Origin of the sequence: Chondromyces apiculatus DSM 436 (assembly GCF_000601485.1) — a bacterium.
Taxonomy (GTDB): domain Bacteria; phylum Myxococcota_A; class Polyangia; order Polyangiales; family Polyangiaceae; genus Chondromyces; species Chondromyces apiculatus.
The window spans coordinates 196,261-215,807 of record NZ_ASRX01000014.1; the positions used below are offsets into that span (position 1 = coordinate 196,261).

A 19,547-nucleotide genomic window follows, 5' to 3' on the forward strand; every position below is an offset into this window, starting at 1 on the left:
AAGCGTCCCGGCAGAGGCCGAGCCGTGCACCCCACGCTATCACGGCCCCCGGGTCCACAGCCCCCGGGCCCCTCCACGGGCGCCGCGAAGCCATCGTATAAAGCGTCATGTCCGACCGCGCCGATCCCGCGTCCTCCGCGCCTCCCGCGCCTCCCGCGCCGCCCGCGCCTCCTGCGCCTGCGGGCCCCGTGGCCCCGCCTCCCGCCGGCACCCCGGACGAATACTCCTGGCTCGTCGGCTTCGAGGGCGACTGGCGCGACACCTGGTGGAACCGCGACTTCCTCGACCTCGTCGCCCGCCGCCTCGACCTCGCCCGCGTCCGCACCGCCGTCGACGTCGGCAGCGGCGCGGGCCACTGGGGCCGCACCCTCCTGCCCTTGCTCCACCCCGACGCCACCCTCGTCGGCATCGACCGCGAAGCCGCCTTCGTCGCCCAGGCCACGGCCCAGGCCCAGGCCCGCGGCCTCGCGGACAGGCTCTCGTACCGGCAAGCGCTCGCCGAGACCCTCCCGCTCCCCGACGCGAGCGCCGACCTCGTCACCTGCCAGACCGTGCTGATCCACGTCGCCGACCCCCGCCACGTCCTCGGCGAGATGCGCCGCATCCTCCGTCCGGGAGGCCTCCTGCTCGCCGCGGAGCCCAACAACTTCGCCGAGAAGGCGGCCTCGCTCGTCACCGCGCCGGGCCTGTCGCGCGAGGGCCGCCTCGCCCTGCTCACCCTCGAAGCCACCTGCCAGGACGGCAAGAAGGCCCTCGGCCGCGGCGACAGCTCCGTCGGAGAGCGCCTCCCCACCCTCTTTCGCGACGTCGGCCTGCAGGACATCCGCGCCTGCCAGTCGGACAAGTGCGCCTTGCTGCTCCCGCCCTACGACGCCCCCGAGCAGCGCGAGGAGCTGCGGCAGATGCTCTCCTGGATCGACGGCGGCATCTGGCTCGGCGCAGGCGGCACGCGCGACGCGACCCACGAACTCTACCTGGCCGGCGGCGGCGACCCCGCGGCCTTCGAGGCGCTCTGGGCGCTCGCGCGGAGAGAAGCCTCTGCCTGGAGAGAAGCCGCGCTCTCGCGCACCCTGAGCGGCGCGCGCGGCGTGACCTTCTACCTCATCTCGGGCAGGGCTCCCTGAAGCGCACCCTCCCCCGCGGCTTTCGTCATGCTGCCGCGTGTCACCGGGAATAAGCGCGCCTCGCCGCGAAACAGCGCGCTCGCACGCACTTCGCGCGCCCTCCGACCCTCTCTCCATCCGTCGGACACAGGTCGGAGCAGCAACAGTCCTCATGGCTTTCCCGTGACCTCGCCATGAAGCGCGCGGACATCAGGCCGCTCCCTATTGTCCTCGGGCGTGATTCGTCTGATCCATCGGGGGCCATGGCGATGACCCTCCCGACCACGCATCCAGAGCGACCCTCGGCGGCGCGTCCTCGCAAGCTCGTCTTCGCTGCCCTCGCCCTCGTGGGCGTCGTCGGCGCCATCGTGCTTGTGCGCCAGCGCTCTGCCCCCGCGCCGTTGCCGCCTGCCGGCGGCAGCCCCGCGCCGGGCGCCGCGCCCTCGGCGGGCGCGAGCGCGAAGCCTGCTGCCGGGGCGGCGCAGGGACCCTTGCTCGTCGACGTCCACGCCGTGAAGACCGAGTCCCTCGCCGTCACCGTGCCGGCCACGGGCGCCCTCATCGCCTACGAGTCCGTCGACCTCGTGAGCGAGCTGTCCCGCCGCCTCGTCAAGGTGAGCGCCAAGGAGGGCCAGCCCGTCAAGAAGGGCGAGGTGCTCTTCCAGCTCGACGCCGCGGACCTCAACGCCCAGATCAAAGCCCTCGAGGTCCAGAAGCGCCTCGCGCAGCTCACCCTCGACCGCAGCAACAAGCTTCAGGCCGAGCAGCTCCTCAGCCAGCAGGACTGGGACCAGGCCCGCGCCCGCGTCGACCAGGCCGACGCCGAGCGCGCCGTCCTCGCCGTCACCCTCTCCCGCACCACCATCCGCGCCCCCTTCGCGGGCACCCTCGGCCTCCGCCGCGTCAGCGAGGGCGCCTGGGTCACGCCCCAGACCGTGCTCGCCACCCTCCAGGACACCAGCCGCCTCAAGATCGACTTCACCCTCCCCGAGCGCTTCAGCGGCGACGTCAAGCTCGGCCAGAAGTTCACCTTCACCGTCGAGGGCCACGGCGAGCGCATCACCGCCAGCGTCGTCGCCGTCGAGCCTCAGATCGTCGCCTCCTCCCGCAGCGTCCTCGTGCGCGGCCTCGTCGAGAACCAGGCAGGCCTGCTCCCGGGCACCTTCGCCACCGTCGAGGTTCCGCTCTCGGCCGACGACGCCTTGCTCGTGCCCGCCATCGCCGTGGTCCCCAGCGTTAAGGGGCGCAGCGTCTACGTGGTGCAGGACGGCAAGGCCAAGCTCGTCGAGGTCAAGACCGGCGCCCGCACCCCCGAGCGCGTGCAGGTCCTCCACGGCCTCGCCGCGGGCGACCAGGTGATCGTCTCGAACCTGCTCCGGCTCCGCGACGGCGCCGCCGTGAAGGTGAACGCCCCGTGACCCTCGCCGAAGTCAGCATCCGCAGGCCGGTCCTCGCGGTCGTCCTCTCCATCCTCATCGTCCTCTTCGGCCTGGTCAGCCTGGCCTTCCTCGGCATCCGCGAGTACCCCGCGGTCGACCCCCCCATCGTCACCGTCACCACCAGCTACCCGGGCGCCAGCCCCGACGTCATCGACACCCAGATCACCGAGCCGCTCGAACAGAACATCAACGGCGTCGCGGGCATCCGCACCATGTCCAGCACCTCCCGCGACGGCCAGAGCCAGATCCGCGTGGAGTTCGACCTCTCCGTCGACGTCGAGGCCGCGGCCAACGACGTGCGCGACAAGGTCTCCATCGCACGGCGCCTCCTGCCCGTCGACGTGGACCCGCCCATCGTCGAGAAGGCCGACGCCGACGCCTCGCCCATCGTCTTCATGACCCTGAGCAGCGAGACCAAGGGCATCCTCGACGTCGCCTACATCGCCGACTCCCTGGTCAAGGAGCGCGTCCAGACCATCCCTGGCGTCGCCAGCGTGCGCATCTTCGGCGACCGCCGCTACGCCATGCGCCTCGTCCTCGACGCCAACCGCATGGCGGCGCACCAGGTCACCCCGAGCGACGTCCAGGGCGCGCTCGCGCGCGAGAACGTGGACCTCCCCTCCGGCCGTCTCGAAGGCCAGAGCATGGAGGTCGGCCTCAAGACCCAGGCCCGCCTCACCACGCCCGCCGAGTTCAACCGCATGCTGATCAAGCAGCAGGATGGCCGGCAGATCGTCCTCGAAGACATCGGCCGCGCCGAACTCTCCGCCGAGAACCTCCGCGGCGGCATGAAGACCGAGGGCCTGCCGCTGGTGGGCGTGGCGATCATCCCCCAGCCCAACACCAACGCCATCGCCATCGCCGACGAGTTCTACCGGCGCCTCGAGCAGATCAAGAAGGAGCTGCCCCCCGAGTACACGACGGACATCGGCTACGACTTCACGACCTTCGTGCGCCGCTCCATCGAGGAGGTGGAGGAGACGCTGCTCATCGCCTTCGGCCTCGTCGCGCTGATCATCTACCTCTTCTTGCGCGACTGGCGCGCCACGGTGATCCCGGTCGTCGCCATCCCGGTGAGCATCATCTCGGCCTTCTTCATCATGTACGTGCTCGGGTTCTCCATCAACATCCTGACCCTGGTGGGCCTGGTGCTCGCCATCGGCCTCGTCTGCGACGACGCCATCGTGGTCCTGGAGAACATCTACGGAAAGATCGAGCAGGGCATCCCCCCGCTCCGCGCCGCCATCGAAGGATCGAAGGAGATCTACTTCGCCGTCATCTCCACGACCATCACCCTCGCCGCCGTCTTCCTCCCCATCGTCTTTCTGCAGGGCCTCACCGGGCGCCTCTTCCGCGAGTTCGGCCTCGTCGTCGCCGGCTCCGTGCTCGTCAGCGCCTTCGTCGCCCTCTCCCTCTCCCCGATGATGTGCCGCTTCCTCCTCAAGCGGCACGAGAAGCCGAGCTTCTTCTACCGGATCACCGAGCCCTTCTTCCAGGGCATGACCCGCGGCTACGCCGCCGCGCTCGGCGCCTTCATGCGGGTGCGCTGGGTCGCGCTCGCCGCCATGGTCGGCATCCTCGCCTTCACCGTGATCTGGGTGGGCAAGCTCCCCTCCGAGCTTGCCCCCCTCGAAGACCGCTCCAACATCCGGGTCAACGTCCGCGCCCCCGAGGGCGCGACCTTCGAGTACACCGAGGCCGCGCTCGACACGATCGGCGTCTACGTCAGCGACAACCTCCCCGAGGTACGGCGCAGCTTCAGCATCGTCGGCAACCAGGGCGGCCCCCCCAACACCGGCACCCAGAACCTTTACCTCTTCGAGCCCTTCGAGCGCACCCGCACCCAGGCCGAGATCTTTCAGCAGATCACCAAGGACCTCGGTTCCTTCGGCGCCCTGCGCGTCTTCCCTGCGCAGCCCCCCACCATCGGCAGCCGCGCCGCGGGGCAGCCCCTCCAGTACGTGATCCGCGCCCCCAGCCTCGCCGCCCTGGTCGAGGTCCTCCCCGGCGTCCTCGACGAGGCCCAGCGCCGCCCCGAGCTGCGCTTCGTCGACGCCGACCTCAAGGTCAACCGCCCCGAGGCCAGCATCCGCGTCGACCGTGCCCGCGCCGCCGAGCTGGGCGTCCCTGTCCTCGACGTCGCCCGCGCCCTCCAGCTCGCCTTCGGCGACCAGCGCTTCGGCTACTTCATCATGAACGGCAAGCAGTACCAGGTCATCGGCCAGCTCGACCGCGATGACAGGAACGAGCCCGAGGACCTCCGCCGCCTCTTCGTGCGCGGCGCCAGTGGCCAGATGATCTCCCTCGACAGCCTGGTCACCTGGGAGGAGCAGGCCGCGCCTGCCGCCATCTACCGCTTCGACCGCTTCGTCTCCGCCACCATCTCTGGCAGCCCTGCCACCGGCTACACCCTCGGCGACGGCATCCGCGCCATGGACGAGGTGACCGAGAAGGCCCTCCCCCAGAACTTCAGCACTTCTCTCGCTGGCGAGGCCCGCGAGTTCGCCGACAGCTCGTCGAGCCTCATCTTCGCCTTCGGCGTCGCGCTCCTCCTCATCTACCTCGTCCTCGCCGCCCAGTTCGAGAGCTTCATTGACCCGTTCATCATCCTCCTCAGCGTCCCCATGTCGCTCAGCGGCGCCGTCGCGGCCCTCGCCCTCACCGGCTCCTCGCTCAACATCTTCAGCCAGATCGGCGTGATCATGCTGATCGGCCTGGTCACCAAGAACGGCATCCTCATCGTGGAGTTCGCCAACCAGCGCAAGGAGCAGGGCCTCACCGTCCGCGCCGCCGCGGTCGAGGCGGCGGTCTCCCGCTTCCGCCCCATCCTCATGACCAGCCTCGCCACCATCCTCGGCGTCGCCCCCATCGCCCTCTCCCTCGGCGCCGCCTCGGGCAGCCGCCAGTCCCTGGGCATCGCCGTGATGGGAGGCCTCCTCGTCGGCACCCTGCTCACCCTGTTCCTCCTGCCCGCCCTCTACTCCTTCATCTCGCGCGAGCACCGCCCCGGCGAGGCCGAGGACGCGCACGCCCCCACGCCAGCCGCCCCCTCCGAGAGCCCCGCGCACCCGTGACCCTCGCCCCTCCGGCGCCTGCTTCCCCGGGCGCGTTCCAGGTCTTCGCTGCGCCGATCACGGGGCAACGGGGGTAGCGACCAACGGGAGCGTAGGGGCCGCAAGGCCCCTGAGTTAGGGTACGCAGTACCTGTGAATCCCCTGGAGGACCCCTGGAGTGCGGCCAGGCGCCGCATGGTCGAGACCATCGAGGATGCCATCCCTGCCCTCGAGGCTCGGGTGCGCCCGCGGGCCTGCCGCCTCGTCGCTGACCGCGTCCTCGCCGAGGTCGGCATTGGCATCGTCGCGCGCCCCGCCCTCCTCTCGGCCCTCGTCCGCTGCGTCGACGCTTCGGTCGCGGCCGTTGCCCGCGTCCGCGCGGCCGAGGCCTCGGTCGGCGTCGCGTACCAGGCGGCGCCCACCCCGGAGGCCAAGCGCGAGGTCCTCGCGGCGCAGCTCGAACGATGGGCCGCCGAACGCGTCTTCACCGGCCGCTTCGCCTTCGTCAAAGACATCCAGAACCGCGTTCGCCTCGCGGGCGACCTCCGCGCCCTGAAGCGCAGCCTCGACATGGAGGCCGTCAGCGAGCGCTTCGCCGCGATCATTGCCGACCACCTCGACGACGTCGAGGTCGCCTACCACGCCCTGGCCACCCTCGCCCGCAAGCTCGACGACCCCCGCGAGGCTGTCCGCGCCGCCACGGATGGCGGCGTCTTCCGCATCACCCTCGAACATGCCGACCCCGCGCAGGCCCCGCCCATCCGCCGCGCTGCCCTCCTTGCTGCCGTCGCCCTCGCCGAGCGCATCCCCGTGCGTGAGCGCCTCGGCCACCTCGGCCCCCACAACGCCCGCTCCGTCATCACCTGGGCCCGCGGCGTCTCTGCCGGACGCTGGGTGCAGATCGCCTCCATGGAGCTCGCCGTCCTCGTCTTCCCTGACGAAGCGATCCCCCTCCTCGCCGAGCGCCTCCGCATCCGCGACGAGGAGGACGGCCTCATCATCCGCAGAAACGCCCTCCGTATCCTCGGCACCCTCCCGCCGCCCACCCCGCGCCGCCCTACGGCCCCGGCGCTCCGCATCGTCCCCACCTACCGCTTCGCCTCCTCGCGCCCCGTCCCCCGCGACTCGGCGCGCCCCGCCCCGCTCGACACCGCGCGCGTCCCCAACGTCAGCTCCTCGCCGCCTTCCTCGCTCATCGACACCCCCTTGCCGCCCAGCGTGCTCACCGCGACCCCGCCACCGGCCGACATCGCCGCGCTCGCGGCGGCCGAGGGCAAGGCCAGCAGCGACGCCAGCAGCGAGGGCGAGCACCTCACCGACCGCCCCACCGCCGCCACCGCCGTCACCACCAGCGCCGCCCCGCTCCACGCCGCCTCGGGCGCGCCGCCGACGCTTGGCCAGCGCGGCGCCTCCATCCCCGTCAGCGCGCCGGTCGCCACCCCGCCGCTCCGCTCCACCAAGCGCAAGAAGAAGAACCGCAAGAAGAAGGGCCGCGGCGACGACGCGCTCGCCGACCTCGAGACCACGTCTGCGGGCGCCGTCCCCGCCGCGCCTGCCGACGAGACCTCGGAGATCGTCGCCCTCGACGCCCTCACGCGGAGCGCCCCCCCCATCGCGCGTGTCGCGCCTGCCCCGAGCCCCGCGCCTGCCCCGAGCCCCGCGCCTGACGCCGGGACCTCAGCGAGCGCCCCTCCCGCGGCGAGCCCTGCATCCGAGGCGAGCGCCTCTGCATCGAGCCTCGCCCCTGCGCCGAGCACCGACGCCGCGGTGTCCTCGGTCTTCCCGTCGAGCAACGAGCCCCCGTCGACCTCCGACTTCCTGGCGGTGCGCGCGCGCCCCTCGACCGCCCCTCCCGGCGCCTCCACCTCGACCACGCTGCCCGATGCGACCCCCTCGGCCACGCCGCCCGACGAGAGCCTCTCGACCCTGCCGCCCGTGCAGCCCGTGTCGCCCTTGCAGGCCGTCCCCTCTGCGCCGCCCGCATCGCCCGCATCGCCCGCGCCGCCCGCGCCGCCTGCGCCTTCTGGCCCGCCCATCGAGGAAGATCCCACCGCCTCGACCCGCGAGCACAGCGGCGTCATGGCCCTCCCCCAGGGCGTCGCGGCGGCGCCGAACCTCGACATCGTCGCCGTCGCCTGGATCGCCCACGACGACCCCAGCGAGCACGTCCGCCAGGAGCTCGCGCGCCAGCTCGCCAACTTCGGCCGCGACGACGCCTTCGACCGCCTCATCACCCTCGCCCTCGACGACAAGTCGCCCCGCGTCCGCGGCCTCGCCCTCCGCGTCCTCGCCCGCGCCGCCATGAAGTCGCCCGCGGCCATGCCCCACGCCGAGCGCGGCATCCGCCGCACCCTCGGCCAGATCGGCCCTCCTGTCGCGGCGCGCACCTCCTTCGAGGCCATCCGCCTCCTCTGCACCGGCCCCTTCGCCCAGCTCCCGCCCACCACCTTCGTCAAGGACCTCACCGACTTCGCCAACCGCCGCGAGACCAAGCCCGACCTCTCCGACGAAGCCGCGGGCCTGCTCCGCCTCCTCGAGGTCGAGCAGCGACCCGTCGCCGACCGCATCCGCCACATCCTCATCGCCGCGCTCGACCCCCTCTACGAAGGCCAGAGCTGCCCTGTCGAGCTCCCGCCCGATGCCGAGCAGCGCGACATCGAGCGCGCCCTCGCCGTCGCCTCCCGCGGGGACATGACCTGCACCCTGCGCCGCACCGGCCCTGGCCGCTACATCCTCACCCGCGGCGAGCCCCGCGGCTTCCGCATCTGGCGCGCCATCCACGAGATGCGCACCCCCATGCCCGACAAGCGCAAGGGCTGGCTCCACACCGCGGGCCGCCTCTTCGTCGGCGAGATCAGCGCCCCCTCGGTGGGCATGGCCGAGGTCACCCCGACCCGCGTCCCCGGCGAGCGCCACCTCCACCCCGAGGTCGGCGGCTGGGGCGCGTTCCTCCCGCGCATCGACGACCTCCTCGCCGTCTCCCGCTGGACGCGCGGCGAGCTGCGCCTCATCACCGCGGGCGGCACCGTCACCCTCCGGGGCCCCGAGACCTTCCGCCAGCGTCAGCGCGCGTGGTGGCGCCTCACCTGGGCTTACGAGCGCTGGGCCCAGACCCGCTCGCGCTCCATCATGGCCACCGAGCCCGTCGAGCAGCGCCGCTACGCCGTGCTCATCTCCGAGATGGGCTTCTCGGTCACCTACGACGACATCGGCGGCGAGGTCCGCGGCGTCCCGTACCGCATCGACCCCATGCTCCCGGTGAAGTACCTCGGCCCCGAGGTGCTCGTGGAGACCGTCGCCGGGAGCACCCTCGCCGCCCCCGTCGTCCCCTTCTGGATCGAGAGCTTCGTCTCGTACCTGGTCAGCCCGAACGGCAACACCCCGGTCCACCTCGCCTGGGTCGTGTGGGTCATCCTCGCCGGCCTCATCCTCCGCAACGCCTGGACCATGGGCGTCATCGAGCGCGCCCGCTACGGCATCCCCATCTCCGTCGGCGGCTGGGGCACCCGCGGCAAGAGCGGCTCCGAGCGCCTCAAGGCCGCGCTCTTCCACGCCCTCCGCTACGACGTCGTCGTCAAGACCACCGGCTGCGAGGCGATGTTCATCCACGCCATGCGCGACCTGCCCGCCGGCGAGATCTTCATCTACCGCCCGTACGACAAGGCGACCATCTGGGAGCAGCGCAACATCGTCGTCGCCGCGCGCAACCTCCACTGCCAGGTCTTCCTCTGGGAGTGCATGGCCCTCCAGCCCCTCTTCGTCGACACCCTCTGCGCCGAGTGGATGCAGGACGAGATCACCACCCTCACCAACGCCTACCCCGACCACGAGGACATCCAGGGCCCCGGGGGCGAGGACGTGGCGCGCGTCATCTCCCGCTTCATGCCCACCGAGGGCGTGACCCTCACCACCGAGGAGCAGATGCTCCCGCTCCTCAAGGACACCGCGAAGAGCAAGAACACCCGCTTCATCGCCATCCCCCCGGTGGAGAGCGACCTCATCCCGGTCGACCTCCTCGACCGCCTCCCGTACCAGGAGCACCCCCGCAACGTCTCGCTCATCCTCACCCTCGCCGAGCACTTCGGCGTCGACTACGAGTGGGCGCTCGTCGAGATCGCCGACCACGTGATCCTCGACCTCGGCGTGCTCAAGACCTACCCCACGGTGAGCTACCGCGGCCGCAAGCTCACCTTCTCGAACGGCATGAGCGCCAACGAGCGCGCCGGCTTCATGTCGAACTGGCTCCGCCTCGCCTACGACAAGCACGACCCCGACGACCCTCCTGGCCGCGCCACCGCGATGGTCGTCAACAACCGCGCCGACCGCGTGGCCCGCTCCCGCGTCTTCGCCCAGATCGTCGTGGAGGACATCGGCATCGACCACGTGGTCCTCATCAACACCAACCTCGGCGGGATGATGCAGTTCATCACCGAGGGCCTGGACCTCAAGCTCAAGGACCTGCTCATCACCGGCGACGGGGGCAAGGAGCGCGCGCTCCAGCGCTTCGACATCAACATGAAGAAGGTCGGCATCCCCGCCCGCCCCGGCGCGCTCGAGGACGACCTCACCCGGATGCTCACCGCCCTGCCCATGGAGGAGAGCAAGGCCAAGGAGATCGTGGCCAGCGTCATGCCGAAGCGCGAGAGCCCCGAGGCCGTGGAGCAGGCCCTCAAGGCGATCCTCGACCCCATGACCATCCCCGAGGGCCAGGACGACATCCGCCCCGACATCCTGCTGCATGCCCACCGCCGTGTCCGCCGCATGAACGCGCGCGACAAGGTGCGCGCCGAGGTCATCGTCGCCCTCGACCGCGGCGACGAGAACACCGCCAACACCGTCTTCCGCGCAGCCTACCGCGAGCTGTTCCTGGAGCGCATCGAGGTGCTCTGGAACGCCGACTCCAAGGGTGACAAGGTCGTGGACTTCATCACCCGCGCCATCCCCCCCGGCATGGACGTGCGTCTGATGGGCGCGCAGAACATCAAGGGCACCGGCCTCGACTTCGTCTACCGCTGGCTCTCCATCGACAAGGTGCGCTCGGCCCTGGAGAAGATGCAGAAGAACCGCCCTGCCCGCCGCGAGCTCTTGAACTTCATGCTCTCCTACACCGACTTCGGCCTCATCGACGTGCGCGAGGCCCTCACCTACCTGCGCGGGGTGCTCGCCGGCAACGACGAGACCTGGGCCGAGCACAAGAGCCTCGTCGAGAGCGCCGTGAAGCGCCTCGAAGGCCTCGACCGCGACAAGAGCGCCGGCCTCGACGCCGTGGCCAAGGCCGGGATGATGAAGACGGTGCTGGGCCGCCTGGAGCAGGGCATCGATCACCTCGACTCCGTGCGCCGCACCAGCCGCGCCAAGGTGGTGATGGACGACCTCTTCGCCCAGCGCGTGGGCCACAGCCAGGCCGCCGTCTTGCTCCGCGAGATCGTGGGCCGCGGCAAGGGCGGCTGGCTCTACAAGGACGTCACCGCCGCACAGGAGAAGTGGACCGAGCGCTACCGCGCCTGGAAGAAAGCGCGCGCCGCCGCAAAAGCCGCCGCCGCCGCCCGCGAGAAGGACGGCGAACCCGAAGGCGCCCCCGGGAGCTGACGTACTGCGTACCCTGGAGCAGGGGCCTTGCGGCCCCCACACTCCCGATGGTCGCTACCCCCGGAACGGGGCAGGCTTTCCGGATGTGCACCCTGATCGCTGCCGTGGGGCAGTGGCCTTCGTTCCCGCTGGTCGTCGCGGCGAACCGTGACGAGTTTCTCGCCCGTCCCGCGCGCCCGCCGTTCCTGTGGCCCGGGGAGCCGCGCCTCGTCGCGCCGCGGGATGAGGTGGCGGGTGGCTCCTGGCTCGGCCTCAACGCGCATGGGCTCTTCGTCGGGATCACCAACCGCGCGGGGGCGCCGCCCGATCCGTCACGCCGGTCGCGGGGCGCGCTGGTGATGGACGCGCTGCGGGCCCCGTCGGCGGTGGCGGTGAGGCGGATGCTCGCGGACCTCGGCGCCGCCGCGCACAATCCCTTCCACCTGTTCTACGCCGACCGGGAGACGGCGTACCTGACCTGGAGCGATGGCGAGGCCGTGCAGCACGAGGCGCTCGCGCCCGGGGTGTACGTGGTGAGCGAGCGGAGCTTCGGCGCCGGGGAGCTGGGCCGCGAGGCCGCCATCCGGGCGCGGTGGGCAAGCGAGGTGGCGGGCAAACCCCTCCACCTCGACCAGCTCCGCGCCCTGCTCATCGAGCACGGCGAGCACGACGCGCGCGCGGGGACCTGCGTGCACCTCGATGACCTCGGCTACGGCAGCCGCTCGTCGCTGCTGCTCGCGCTCGGGGAGACCTGGGACACGACCGCGATGCGCTGGGGCGAGGGGCGGCCGTGTCAGGTGCCGTTCGTGGACCGCGGGGAGCTGATCGCGGCGCTCGGGGAGGGGTAGGCGCCGGATTCCTGCTGTCCGGGCTCCGCGCGCTGCGCTTTGCGCGGGGTTTCGAGGTTCCGGGGCGCCGTGGAATGCAACCTGACCGGTCCGTCGTTCTTCACGGCAGCGGGAGACGGCACGGCATCACGCCGCGCTGCTGCCGCGACCCCCGCCCTGGCGCGCCAGGGCTCACCGGAGGAACCGAACATCATGGGTCAGGTCATTCGCAAGGACGCATCCGCCGACGACATCATCCACGACACCCGCACCGCGCACGAGAACGCCAGGGCCCGAGGGGGGCTCTGGCAATCCCTCGCCGACCAGGCCCTCGCCTCGGTCCTCACGCTCCACGAGACCGCCACCGCGGAGGCCACGGCCGCCAGCGCCGCGGCTGCGCCCCTCATCGCTGCCCGCAACGAGGCGCGGAGGAACGCCAACGACCTCGTGGGGCGCGTCGCGGACCACATCTGGAACGCGGTCGGTCGTCCCCGCAACGACGCGAACCTCGCGCTCCTCTTCCCGAACGGCATCGCCTACTACGTGGAAGGGGACCTCGACACGCAGCCGAAGCGGATGCTGCTCCTCGCCAAGCTCCTCACCTCCAACCTGCACCCGCGCCTGCCGTCCCTGCAGTCCACGGCCGCGGCCAGCGAGGTGACCGCCGCCGCCGAAGCGCTCGCGCAAGCCATCGAGGCCGCGACCGGCGCGGCCCTCCACGACGAGCTGTGCAGCCAGGTGCGGGTGGCGGTGTCGCGCAGCGCCAGCATGGAGCTTGCGAACCTGAAGCGCCTCTACAAGGCCCATGGCTTCCTGGAGGCGGACATCCACGCGGTGATCCCCAGCCGTGTCGTCAGGCGCCGCACCCCGAAGCCGCCCTCGGTACCCAAGCCCACGGCCGGATCCCAGATCAGCGCGCCTCCCGCGCCAGCCGTGACGGCGCCGACGGTGGCGACGCCCACGGTGGTTAGCTCCGCGGTGACGGCGCCGACGGTGGCAGCCCCCGCGGTGACGGCGCCGACGGTGACCGCCGCGACAGGTGCCGCGGGCTGACCCTCGCCCCCACGGTGAACGCTGGTGCGGCCCCTCGGGGCCGTAGCCGGTGACGACGCCCGGATCCTCTCAGGTCCGGGCGTTTTTCATGTCAAGCCAGCCATTTCCTGCCTCGCGCCAGCCCCGCGCCAGCCCCGCGCCAGCCCCGCGCCAGCCCCGCGCCAGCCCCGCGCCAGCCCCGCGCCAGCCCCGGAGTGCACACGACGCCTCGGGGAGCACAGGAAGTGCGACCCACGAACATCACGGCAGCTCCGGGAGCGCAGGAAGCCCGACCCACGAACATCACGGCGGCTCCGGGAGTGCAGGAAGTGTGACCCACGAACACCACGGCGACTCCGGGAGCGCAGGAAGTGCGACCCACGAACGTCACAGCGGCCCGGGGAGCACGCCGAGGTACACCCCACGAACACCACGGCGGCTCCGGGAGTGCAGGAAGTGTGACCCACGAACGTCACAGCGGCTCCGGGAGCGCAGGAGGTGCGACCCACGAACGTCACAGCGGCTCGGGGAGCACACCGAGGTCGATCCCACGAACATCGGGGCCCCGGAGCGGGCGCCCCAGGGCCACCCGGCGCCGGCGGGAGGCGCACCCTGGACCTGTCGAGAGCCACCGCGTCCGCTGCGACGACGTCAGGGTCATGCCATCGCCCTGGCCCTCCTGCGCACCGCTCAGGCCAGCCAGCCCCCGTCCACGTTGATGTTCTCGCCGTTGACGAACGCGGCGTGCGGGTGCGCGAGGAACGCGACGGCGTGCGCGATCTCGTGGACGCGACCGAAGCGGCCGACGCTCGTGCGCGAGATCATCAGCGGGGCGTGGGGGCCGTCCTCGGGGCTCATCTCGGTGTTGACGGGCCCGGGCTGCACGCCGTTGACCGTGATCCCGAGGGCGCCGAGTTCGCGCGAGAGGGCGCGCGTGAACCCGTTCACCGCGAACTTGCTGCCCACGTAGATGGCGACGCCGGGCAGCGGCACGCCCTCTCCGAACGCAGAGCCGATGTTGATGATGCGCCCCCAGCCTACCTTGCTCATGCGCTTGGCGGCCTCGTGGGAGAGCTCCATCACCGCGCGCACGTTCAGATCGAAGTGGCGCTCGTAGGCGCCTTCCTTGGCCTCCAGGAACGGGCCGAACTCGACCGTTCCGGCGTTGTTCACGAGGATGTCGAGGCGGCCGTCGAACTTGCCGCCGAAGGCCTGGTCACTCGCGGCGATGAGCGCCTTCCGGCCCTCCGCCGTCGACACGTCGGCCTGTACGGCCTCGGCCGCGCCGCCATCCTTGCGGATCGCGTCGACGACGGCGGCGGCGCGCTGCGGGCTCGCGGCGTAGTTGACGATGACGGACGCACCGTCGGCAGCGAGCCGCGCGGCGATGGCGGCGCCGATGCCGCGCGAGGAACCCGTGACGAGGGCGAGCTTGTTCGTGAGGGGCTGATTCATGGAGCCATCGTCGCCCCGTGGAGTATCTCGCGCCAGATCGCCGGACCCGAGCGGATCTCGAGATACTCCTGTAGCTGACTTCTCCTGGACGCAGACGGGCCAGTCCGATTTCTTCACCTGGCACCCCACGGATCCAGGGGCGGACCTGGGGAGCCGTGTACTAGGCTGCCGGCGATGGCTTCCCGGGTGCATGGCCGCGTCCAGATCAACCCCCGCGGCTTCGGCTTCCTCAAGCCCGAGCCCTCGGACGACCCTGCTCAGCCCGAGCGGCCCACGGCGTTCATCACGCCGCCGGACCTCAACCCCTTCCTCGATGGAGACGTGGTCTCCGCCACGCTGGTCGAGGGTGAGCCGGGGCGGTTCACGGCGACGCACCTCGGGCTGGTGTCGCGGTCGCGCACGGAGCTGATCGGGACCGTGACCTTCCACGGGGGGCGGCCGCACCTGCGCACGGACCGCGACGTCGCCAACACGGACTGGCCCTTCCGGCATGGTGAGGGCACGGAGCTGACGGAGGGAGCGTACGTGGTCGCCACCATCGTGGGTCACGAGCTGTCCCTGGCGCGCACGGTCGCGGTCGATGTGGACCAGGGGCTGGAGCGGTGCATCGTGCGCCACGGGCTGCGGGCGACGTTCCCGGAGGAGGTGGTGGCGGAGGCCGCGGCGAAGTCCCGGGAGGTCCTCGCGGATCTGGAGGCGGGCGCGGGTGCCGACGCGGGCGCGGGCTCGGGCGCACGTGCGGGAGAAAGCAGGTGGCCGGCGCGGCTCGGGCCCCGGCGGGATCTGCGGAAGCTGCCCACGGTGACCATCGATGCGGCGTCGACGCGCGACATCGACGATGCGCTCGCGGTGATCCCGGCGGGCGCGGACGGGGCGCTCAGGGTGCTGGTGTCCATCGCGGACGTGGATGCGTTCGTGCCGGAGGGATCGGCGCTCGATCGGGAGGCGTACGCGCGGGCGACGAGCGTGTACCTCGCGGGCAGGGTGGTCCCGATGCTGCCGGAGAGCATCAGCAGCCAGGCTGCGAGCTTGATCCAGGGGGCGGACAGGCTGGCGCTGACCGCGGAGCTGCGCATCGATCCGGAGGGGGTGGTGACGTCGGTGGACCTCTACGAGAGCGTGATCCGGTCGACGGCGCGGCTCACGTACGACGCGGTGGCGGAGCTGCTCGCGACGGGGCACGCGGCGGAGGTGCCTGCGGAGGTGGTGCCGACCCTGCGGTGGCTGCGCACGGCGGCGGCGCGGCTGTCGGCGGTGCGCGCGTCGCGGGGAGGCGTGGAGCTGCACCGGGAGGAGGCGTACATCGCGCTCGACGAGGCGACGCGGGCGCCGACGTCGATCTCGGCGCGCGCGGACACGGAGGCGCACCGGCTGATCGAGCGGCTCATGGTGGCCGCGAACGAGGCGGTGGCCGGGTGGCTGGTGGCGCGGGGGCTGCCCGGGGTGTACCGGGTGCACGACGAGCCGGAGCCGGAGCGGGTGGCGGCGCTCGCGGAGTACGCGCACAACTTCGGCATCGAGGCGGGGTTCGGGCCGCGGCTGTCCTTGCGGGGGCTCGCGGCGTTCGAGGCGCAGGTGCGGGGCGCGGCGGCGGCGCCGGCGATCCGGACGGTGCTCGGCAAGGCGCTCGGGCCGGCGCGTTACACCTCGGCGCCGGGGCTGCACTTCGGCCTCGGGGCGCCGCTCTACCTGCACTTCACCTCGCCGATCCGGCGCTACGCCGACCTCGCGGTGCACCGGGTGGTGAAGCGCTACGTGCAGGGAGAGCGGGCGATGCGGGCCGGCGACGAGGCGTTCGCGGCGCTCGGGGAGCACCTCAACGTGCAGGCGCGCCGCGCGACCAAGGCGGAGGCGGAGCGGCACCGGATGCTGGTGGCGCGGTACTTCGCGGGGCGCGTGGGCGAGGCGATCGATGGGAACGTGGTGGCGGTGAAGCCGTTCGGCCTGGTGGTGCAGATGCGGGGGACCGGTGCGACGGGGACCATCGCGCTCGACGCGCTGAAGGACGGGCCGTACCGGCCGGATGCGGCGATGCACGCGCTGGTGGGGCCGGGGCGGCGCTACGCGATCGGGGACCCGATCCGGGCGGTGATCTCGGCGACGAGCGAGGCGCTCGGTCGGGTGGATCTGGTGCCGCTGGCGCCGCTGGCGCCGCTCGAGGGTGCGGGGTGAGGAGGGTGGGGGCGGTGAGGGTGGGGGCGGTGAGGGCGTGGGGGTGGTGACGGGGGACGCTCCGTCGGCGGGGGTGTGCGCGCAGTGCGGCGCGCCGCTCGAGGCGAAGCCTGCGCAGGGGCCGCGCCTCGTGCTGCTCTGCCCGCGCTGTCGGTCGTCGGAGCGGCCCACCGAGGCGCAGCTCGTGGCCGCGCTGCCGCAGCAGCAGAAGGCCGAGGCCGCGAAGAAGCGACGCTGGACGCCGCGGAAGCTGCTCCGGGCGTTTCTGATCCTGATCGCGTTCGGGCTCGCGCTGCTGCGGTTGTGGGAGATGAAGCAGTGACGCGCGGCGCTCGTCCTTGACCTCGCCAGGGGGCCTCTCCATGCTCGGGCGAGGCCCATGACGCTGCGGCTGCCCATCGGGATCAGCGATTTCCGCAAGCTGCGCGAGGAGCGGGCCGAGTACGTCGACAAGTCGCACCTCATCGTCGAGATCCTCGACCGCGCGATGGAAGTGCTGCTCCTGCCGCGGCCGCGCCGCTTCGGCAAGTCGCTGAACCTGTCGATGCTCCGCTACTTCTTCGAGAGGCGGACAGAAGACCTGTCGCACCTCTTCGAGGACCTGGCCGTGTGGAGGGCCGGCGAAGCCTACCGGGCACACTTCCAGCGGTATCCCGTGATCTTCTTGACGTTCCGGGAGGTCGAGGCGCGCTCGTTCGAGGCGTGCTGGTCCGATCTCACCAAGAAGATCCAGGCGCTCTTCCGGGAGCACCAGGGGCTGCTGGCTGCGGGCGTGCTCGATGAAGGCGAGGCGCGGGACTACCGCGCCATCCTGGAGGGGACGGCGGAGGACGTGCTCTACCGGCGGTCGCTCGGGGAGCTGTCGAAGTACCTGCACCGCGCCACGGGGGAGCGGGCCATCCTCCTCGTCGACGAGTACGACGAGCCGATCCACGCGGCGTTCGTCCACGGCTACGCGCCCGCGCTCCTGGACTTCTTCCGCGCCTTCCTCACCTCCGGGCTGAAGGACAACCCGCACCTCGAACGCGGCGTCGTGACCGGGATCTTGAGGGTGGCACGGGGGTATGGGGGCGTCGCGCGGTTCCCCGCGCGACGCCCCCATCGTTAGAGGAGAGTATTTTTTCGGGGCTGAACAACCTCGCCGTGTACACCCTGCTGCAGAAGGCGTTCTCCACCTGCTTCGGGTTCACCGAGCCGGAGGTGACGGGGCTGCTGGAGCAGGCGGGGCGGCGCGAGGCGATGGACACCGTGCGGGCCTGGTACCTAGGTGTCGACGAGGGCCTGGAGCATGGTGGCGAGCCGGGTCTTGGTGGCGGGGGTCATGGAGGCGGTGAGGGGGTCGAGGGGGAGGAGGACGCGGTACATCCAGAGGCCGCTGATCACCGAGAGGATGAGCGCGGCGCGGGCCTCGGCGTCGGGGCCGCCCAGCCACTCGGCGAGGGGTTTGGTGATCTGCTCCTGGAAGACGCGGGTCACGTCGGCGCGGATCTCCTCGTCGCCTGCGCCGAGGAGCAGGATGGAGAGGGTGTCGTCGTCGCGGGTCGGCTTGCGGGTCAGGTACTCGATGACGTGCTCGCCGAAGCGCTCGCGGCCGGCCTCGAAGAAGCCGGTGACGTGCATCTCGGCGGCGAGGACGGTGAGGAAGAGGTCCTTCTTCGAACCGAAGTAGCGGACGATGAGGGCGGCGGTGATGCCGGCGTCGGCAGCGATCTCACGGACGCCCGACTGCGCGTAGCCGCGGGTGGCGAACGCGTGTCGCGCGGCGCGCAGGATCTCGGCGCGGGTCTGCTCGGCGCTGCGGGGCCTGGAGGGGGGAGGGGGCTTGACCATGGCGAGGTAAACACCTGTTGACATTCTAGGCGAGGGTGCCCATGCTGGCCTAAGTAAACGCGTGTTTACGGCGCCCGCGGCGCGCGTCAGGGGACGCAGGCCCGTCGGGTGACCACGCGTGACGGAGGACGTGTGTCATGGCGAAGACCTGGCTCATCACGGGGTGCTCGCGCGGGCTCGGGCGCGGGGTGGCGGAGGCGGTGCTGGAGCGCGGGGACAACCTGGTGGCGACGGCGCGGAAGCCGGAGCAGCTCGCGGCGCTGGTGGAGACGTACGGGACGCGGTGCCGGGCAGTGGCGCTCGACGTGACCGACGTGGCGGCGGCGCGCGCGGGGGTCAATGCGGCGGTGGAGGCGTTCGGGCGGCTGGACGTGGTGGTGAACAATGCGGGGTACGGGCTGCTCGGGGCGACGGAGGAGATCAGTGATGCGCAGATGCGCGCGCAGGTGGAGACCAACCTGTTCGGGGTCTTCCACGTGACGCGGGCGGCGCTCGGGGTCTTCAGGGCGCAGCGGTCGGGGCACGTGATCCAGATCTCGTCGATCGGGGGGCGCAGCGGGAACGCGGGGCTGTCCATCTACCAGGCGACGAAGTTCGCGGTGGGCGGGTTCTCGGAGGCGCTGGCGAAGGAGGTGGCGCACCTCGGGATCAAGGTGACCGTGGTGGAGCCCGGGGGGTTCCGCACGGACTGGGGCGGGTCGTCGATGGTCTTCGCCGAGTCGCTGCCGGAGTACGCGGAGACCGTGGGGCAGCTCCGGCAGCAGCTCGCAGCCTATGCGCCGTACGCGCCCGGGGATCCCGTGCGCGGCGGGAAGGTGATCGCGGAGCTTCCAGACCTGGCGGAGCCGCCGCTGCACCTGGTGCTCGGGAACGATGCGCTGTCGATGGTGCGGCAGGTGGTGCAGGCGCAGCTCGCGGAGCTCGATCAGTGGGAGGCGCTGAGCCGCGCCACGGACTTCCCGGACACGAAGCCCATGGATCCGGCGCTGATGCGGCTGGTGACGCGGTGAGCTGTGGGACGTCCTCCTCGGATGGGGCGTGAAGATGGGGGCGCGCTGAGGCAAGATC

General features: G+C 71.8%; 12 protein-coding genes. 10 read left to right on the forward strand and 2 right to left on the reverse strand.

Annotated elements, in window-relative coordinates:
* Nucleotides 1-107: 107 nt before the first annotated feature.
* The 6 genes from CAP_RS10550 to CAP_RS10575 all read left to right on the forward strand — a co-directional run bounded on the left by CAP_RS10550 (nucleotide 108) and on the right by CAP_RS10575 (nucleotide 13,043).
* Nucleotides 108-1,124, forward strand: coding sequence for a class I SAM-dependent methyltransferase (locus tag CAP_RS10550; RefSeq protein WP_052374735.1), 1,017 nt, complete (start codon nucleotides 108-110; stop codon nucleotides 1,122-1,124).
* Nucleotides 1,125-1,366: 242 nt separating this feature from the next.
* Entirely contained in the window at nucleotides 1,367-2,521 is a 1,155-nt protein-coding gene (locus CAP_RS10555; protein WP_052374737.1) for an efflux RND transporter periplasmic adaptor subunit, read from the forward strand.
* Nucleotides 2,518-5,616: an efflux RND transporter permease subunit gene (locus tag CAP_RS10560; RefSeq protein ID WP_063748669.1), complete on the forward strand. Its 3,099-nt coding sequence runs from the start codon at nucleotides 2,518-2,520 to the stop codon at nucleotides 5,614-5,616. The genes CAP_RS10555 and CAP_RS10560 overlap by 4 nt, the downstream gene beginning before the upstream one ends.
* 132 nt (nucleotides 5,617-5,748) lie before the next feature.
* Entirely contained in the window at nucleotides 5,749-11,184 is a 5,436-nt protein-coding gene (locus CAP_RS10565) for a HEAT repeat domain-containing protein (RefSeq protein WP_231511291.1), read from the forward strand.
* An 83-nt stretch (nucleotides 11,185-11,267) separates the two neighbouring features.
* Nucleotides 11,268-12,011 (forward strand): NRDE family protein, encoded by a 744-nt coding sequence (locus CAP_RS10570; protein ID WP_044239268.1) that lies wholly within the window; start codon nucleotides 11,268-11,270, stop codon nucleotides 12,009-12,011.
* A 69-nt stretch (nucleotides 12,012-12,080) separates the two neighbouring features.
* Complete coding sequence (locus CAP_RS10575; RefSeq protein ID WP_044239269.1) at nucleotides 12,081-13,043, forward strand: hypothetical protein; 963 nt, start codon at nucleotides 12,081-12,083, stop codon at nucleotides 13,041-13,043.
* 669 nt (nucleotides 13,044-13,712) lie between these two features.
* Here the strand turns inward: CAP_RS10575 and CAP_RS10580 are convergent.
* The gene (locus CAP_RS10580; RefSeq protein ID WP_044239271.1) at nucleotides 13,713-14,477 is read right to left on the reverse strand and encodes an SDR family NAD(P)-dependent oxidoreductase; all 765 of its coding nucleotides are present in this window, start codon (nucleotides 14,475-14,477) and stop codon (nucleotides 13,713-13,715) included.
* 174 nt (nucleotides 14,478-14,651) lie between these two features.
* Here CAP_RS10580 and CAP_RS10585 point away from each other — a divergent pair, with 174 nt between their 5' ends.
* The 3 genes from CAP_RS10585 to CAP_RS10595 are packed head-to-tail and all read left to right on the forward strand — an operon-like array spanning nucleotide 14,652 to nucleotide 17,757.
* On the forward strand, nucleotides 14,652-16,649 hold the full coding sequence (locus CAP_RS10585; RefSeq protein WP_044239274.1) for a ribonuclease R family protein: 1,998 nt from the start codon (nucleotides 14,652-14,654) through the stop codon (nucleotides 16,647-16,649).
* Complete coding sequence (locus CAP_RS10590) at nucleotides 16,639-16,971, forward strand: hypothetical protein (protein WP_044239277.1); 333 nt, start codon at nucleotides 16,639-16,641, stop codon at nucleotides 16,969-16,971. The genes CAP_RS10585 and CAP_RS10590 overlap by 11 nt, the downstream gene beginning before the upstream one ends.
* Before the next feature lie 57 nt (nucleotides 16,972-17,028).
* Nucleotides 17,029-17,757 carry an AAA family ATPase gene (locus CAP_RS10595; RefSeq protein ID WP_052374742.1) on the forward strand — a complete coding sequence of 243 codons (729 nt, stop codon included), beginning with the start codon at nucleotides 17,029-17,031 and terminating at the stop codon, nucleotides 17,755-17,757.
* 155 nt (nucleotides 17,758-17,912) lie between these two features.
* Here CAP_RS10595 and CAP_RS53505 read toward each other — a convergent pair whose 3' ends face one another.
* On the reverse strand, nucleotides 17,913-18,503 hold the full coding sequence (locus tag CAP_RS53505) for a TetR/AcrR family transcriptional regulator (RefSeq protein WP_081864756.1): 591 nt from the start codon (nucleotides 18,501-18,503) through the stop codon (nucleotides 17,913-17,915).
* Nucleotides 18,504-18,616: 113 nt separating this feature from the next.
* On the opposite strand from CAP_RS53505, the gene CAP_RS10605 reads away from it, so the two are divergent.
* On the forward strand, nucleotides 18,617-19,489 hold the full coding sequence (locus tag CAP_RS10605; RefSeq protein ID WP_044239280.1) for an oxidoreductase: 873 nt from the start codon (nucleotides 18,617-18,619) through the stop codon (nucleotides 19,487-19,489).
* Nucleotides 19,490-19,547 lie beyond the last annotated feature (58 nt).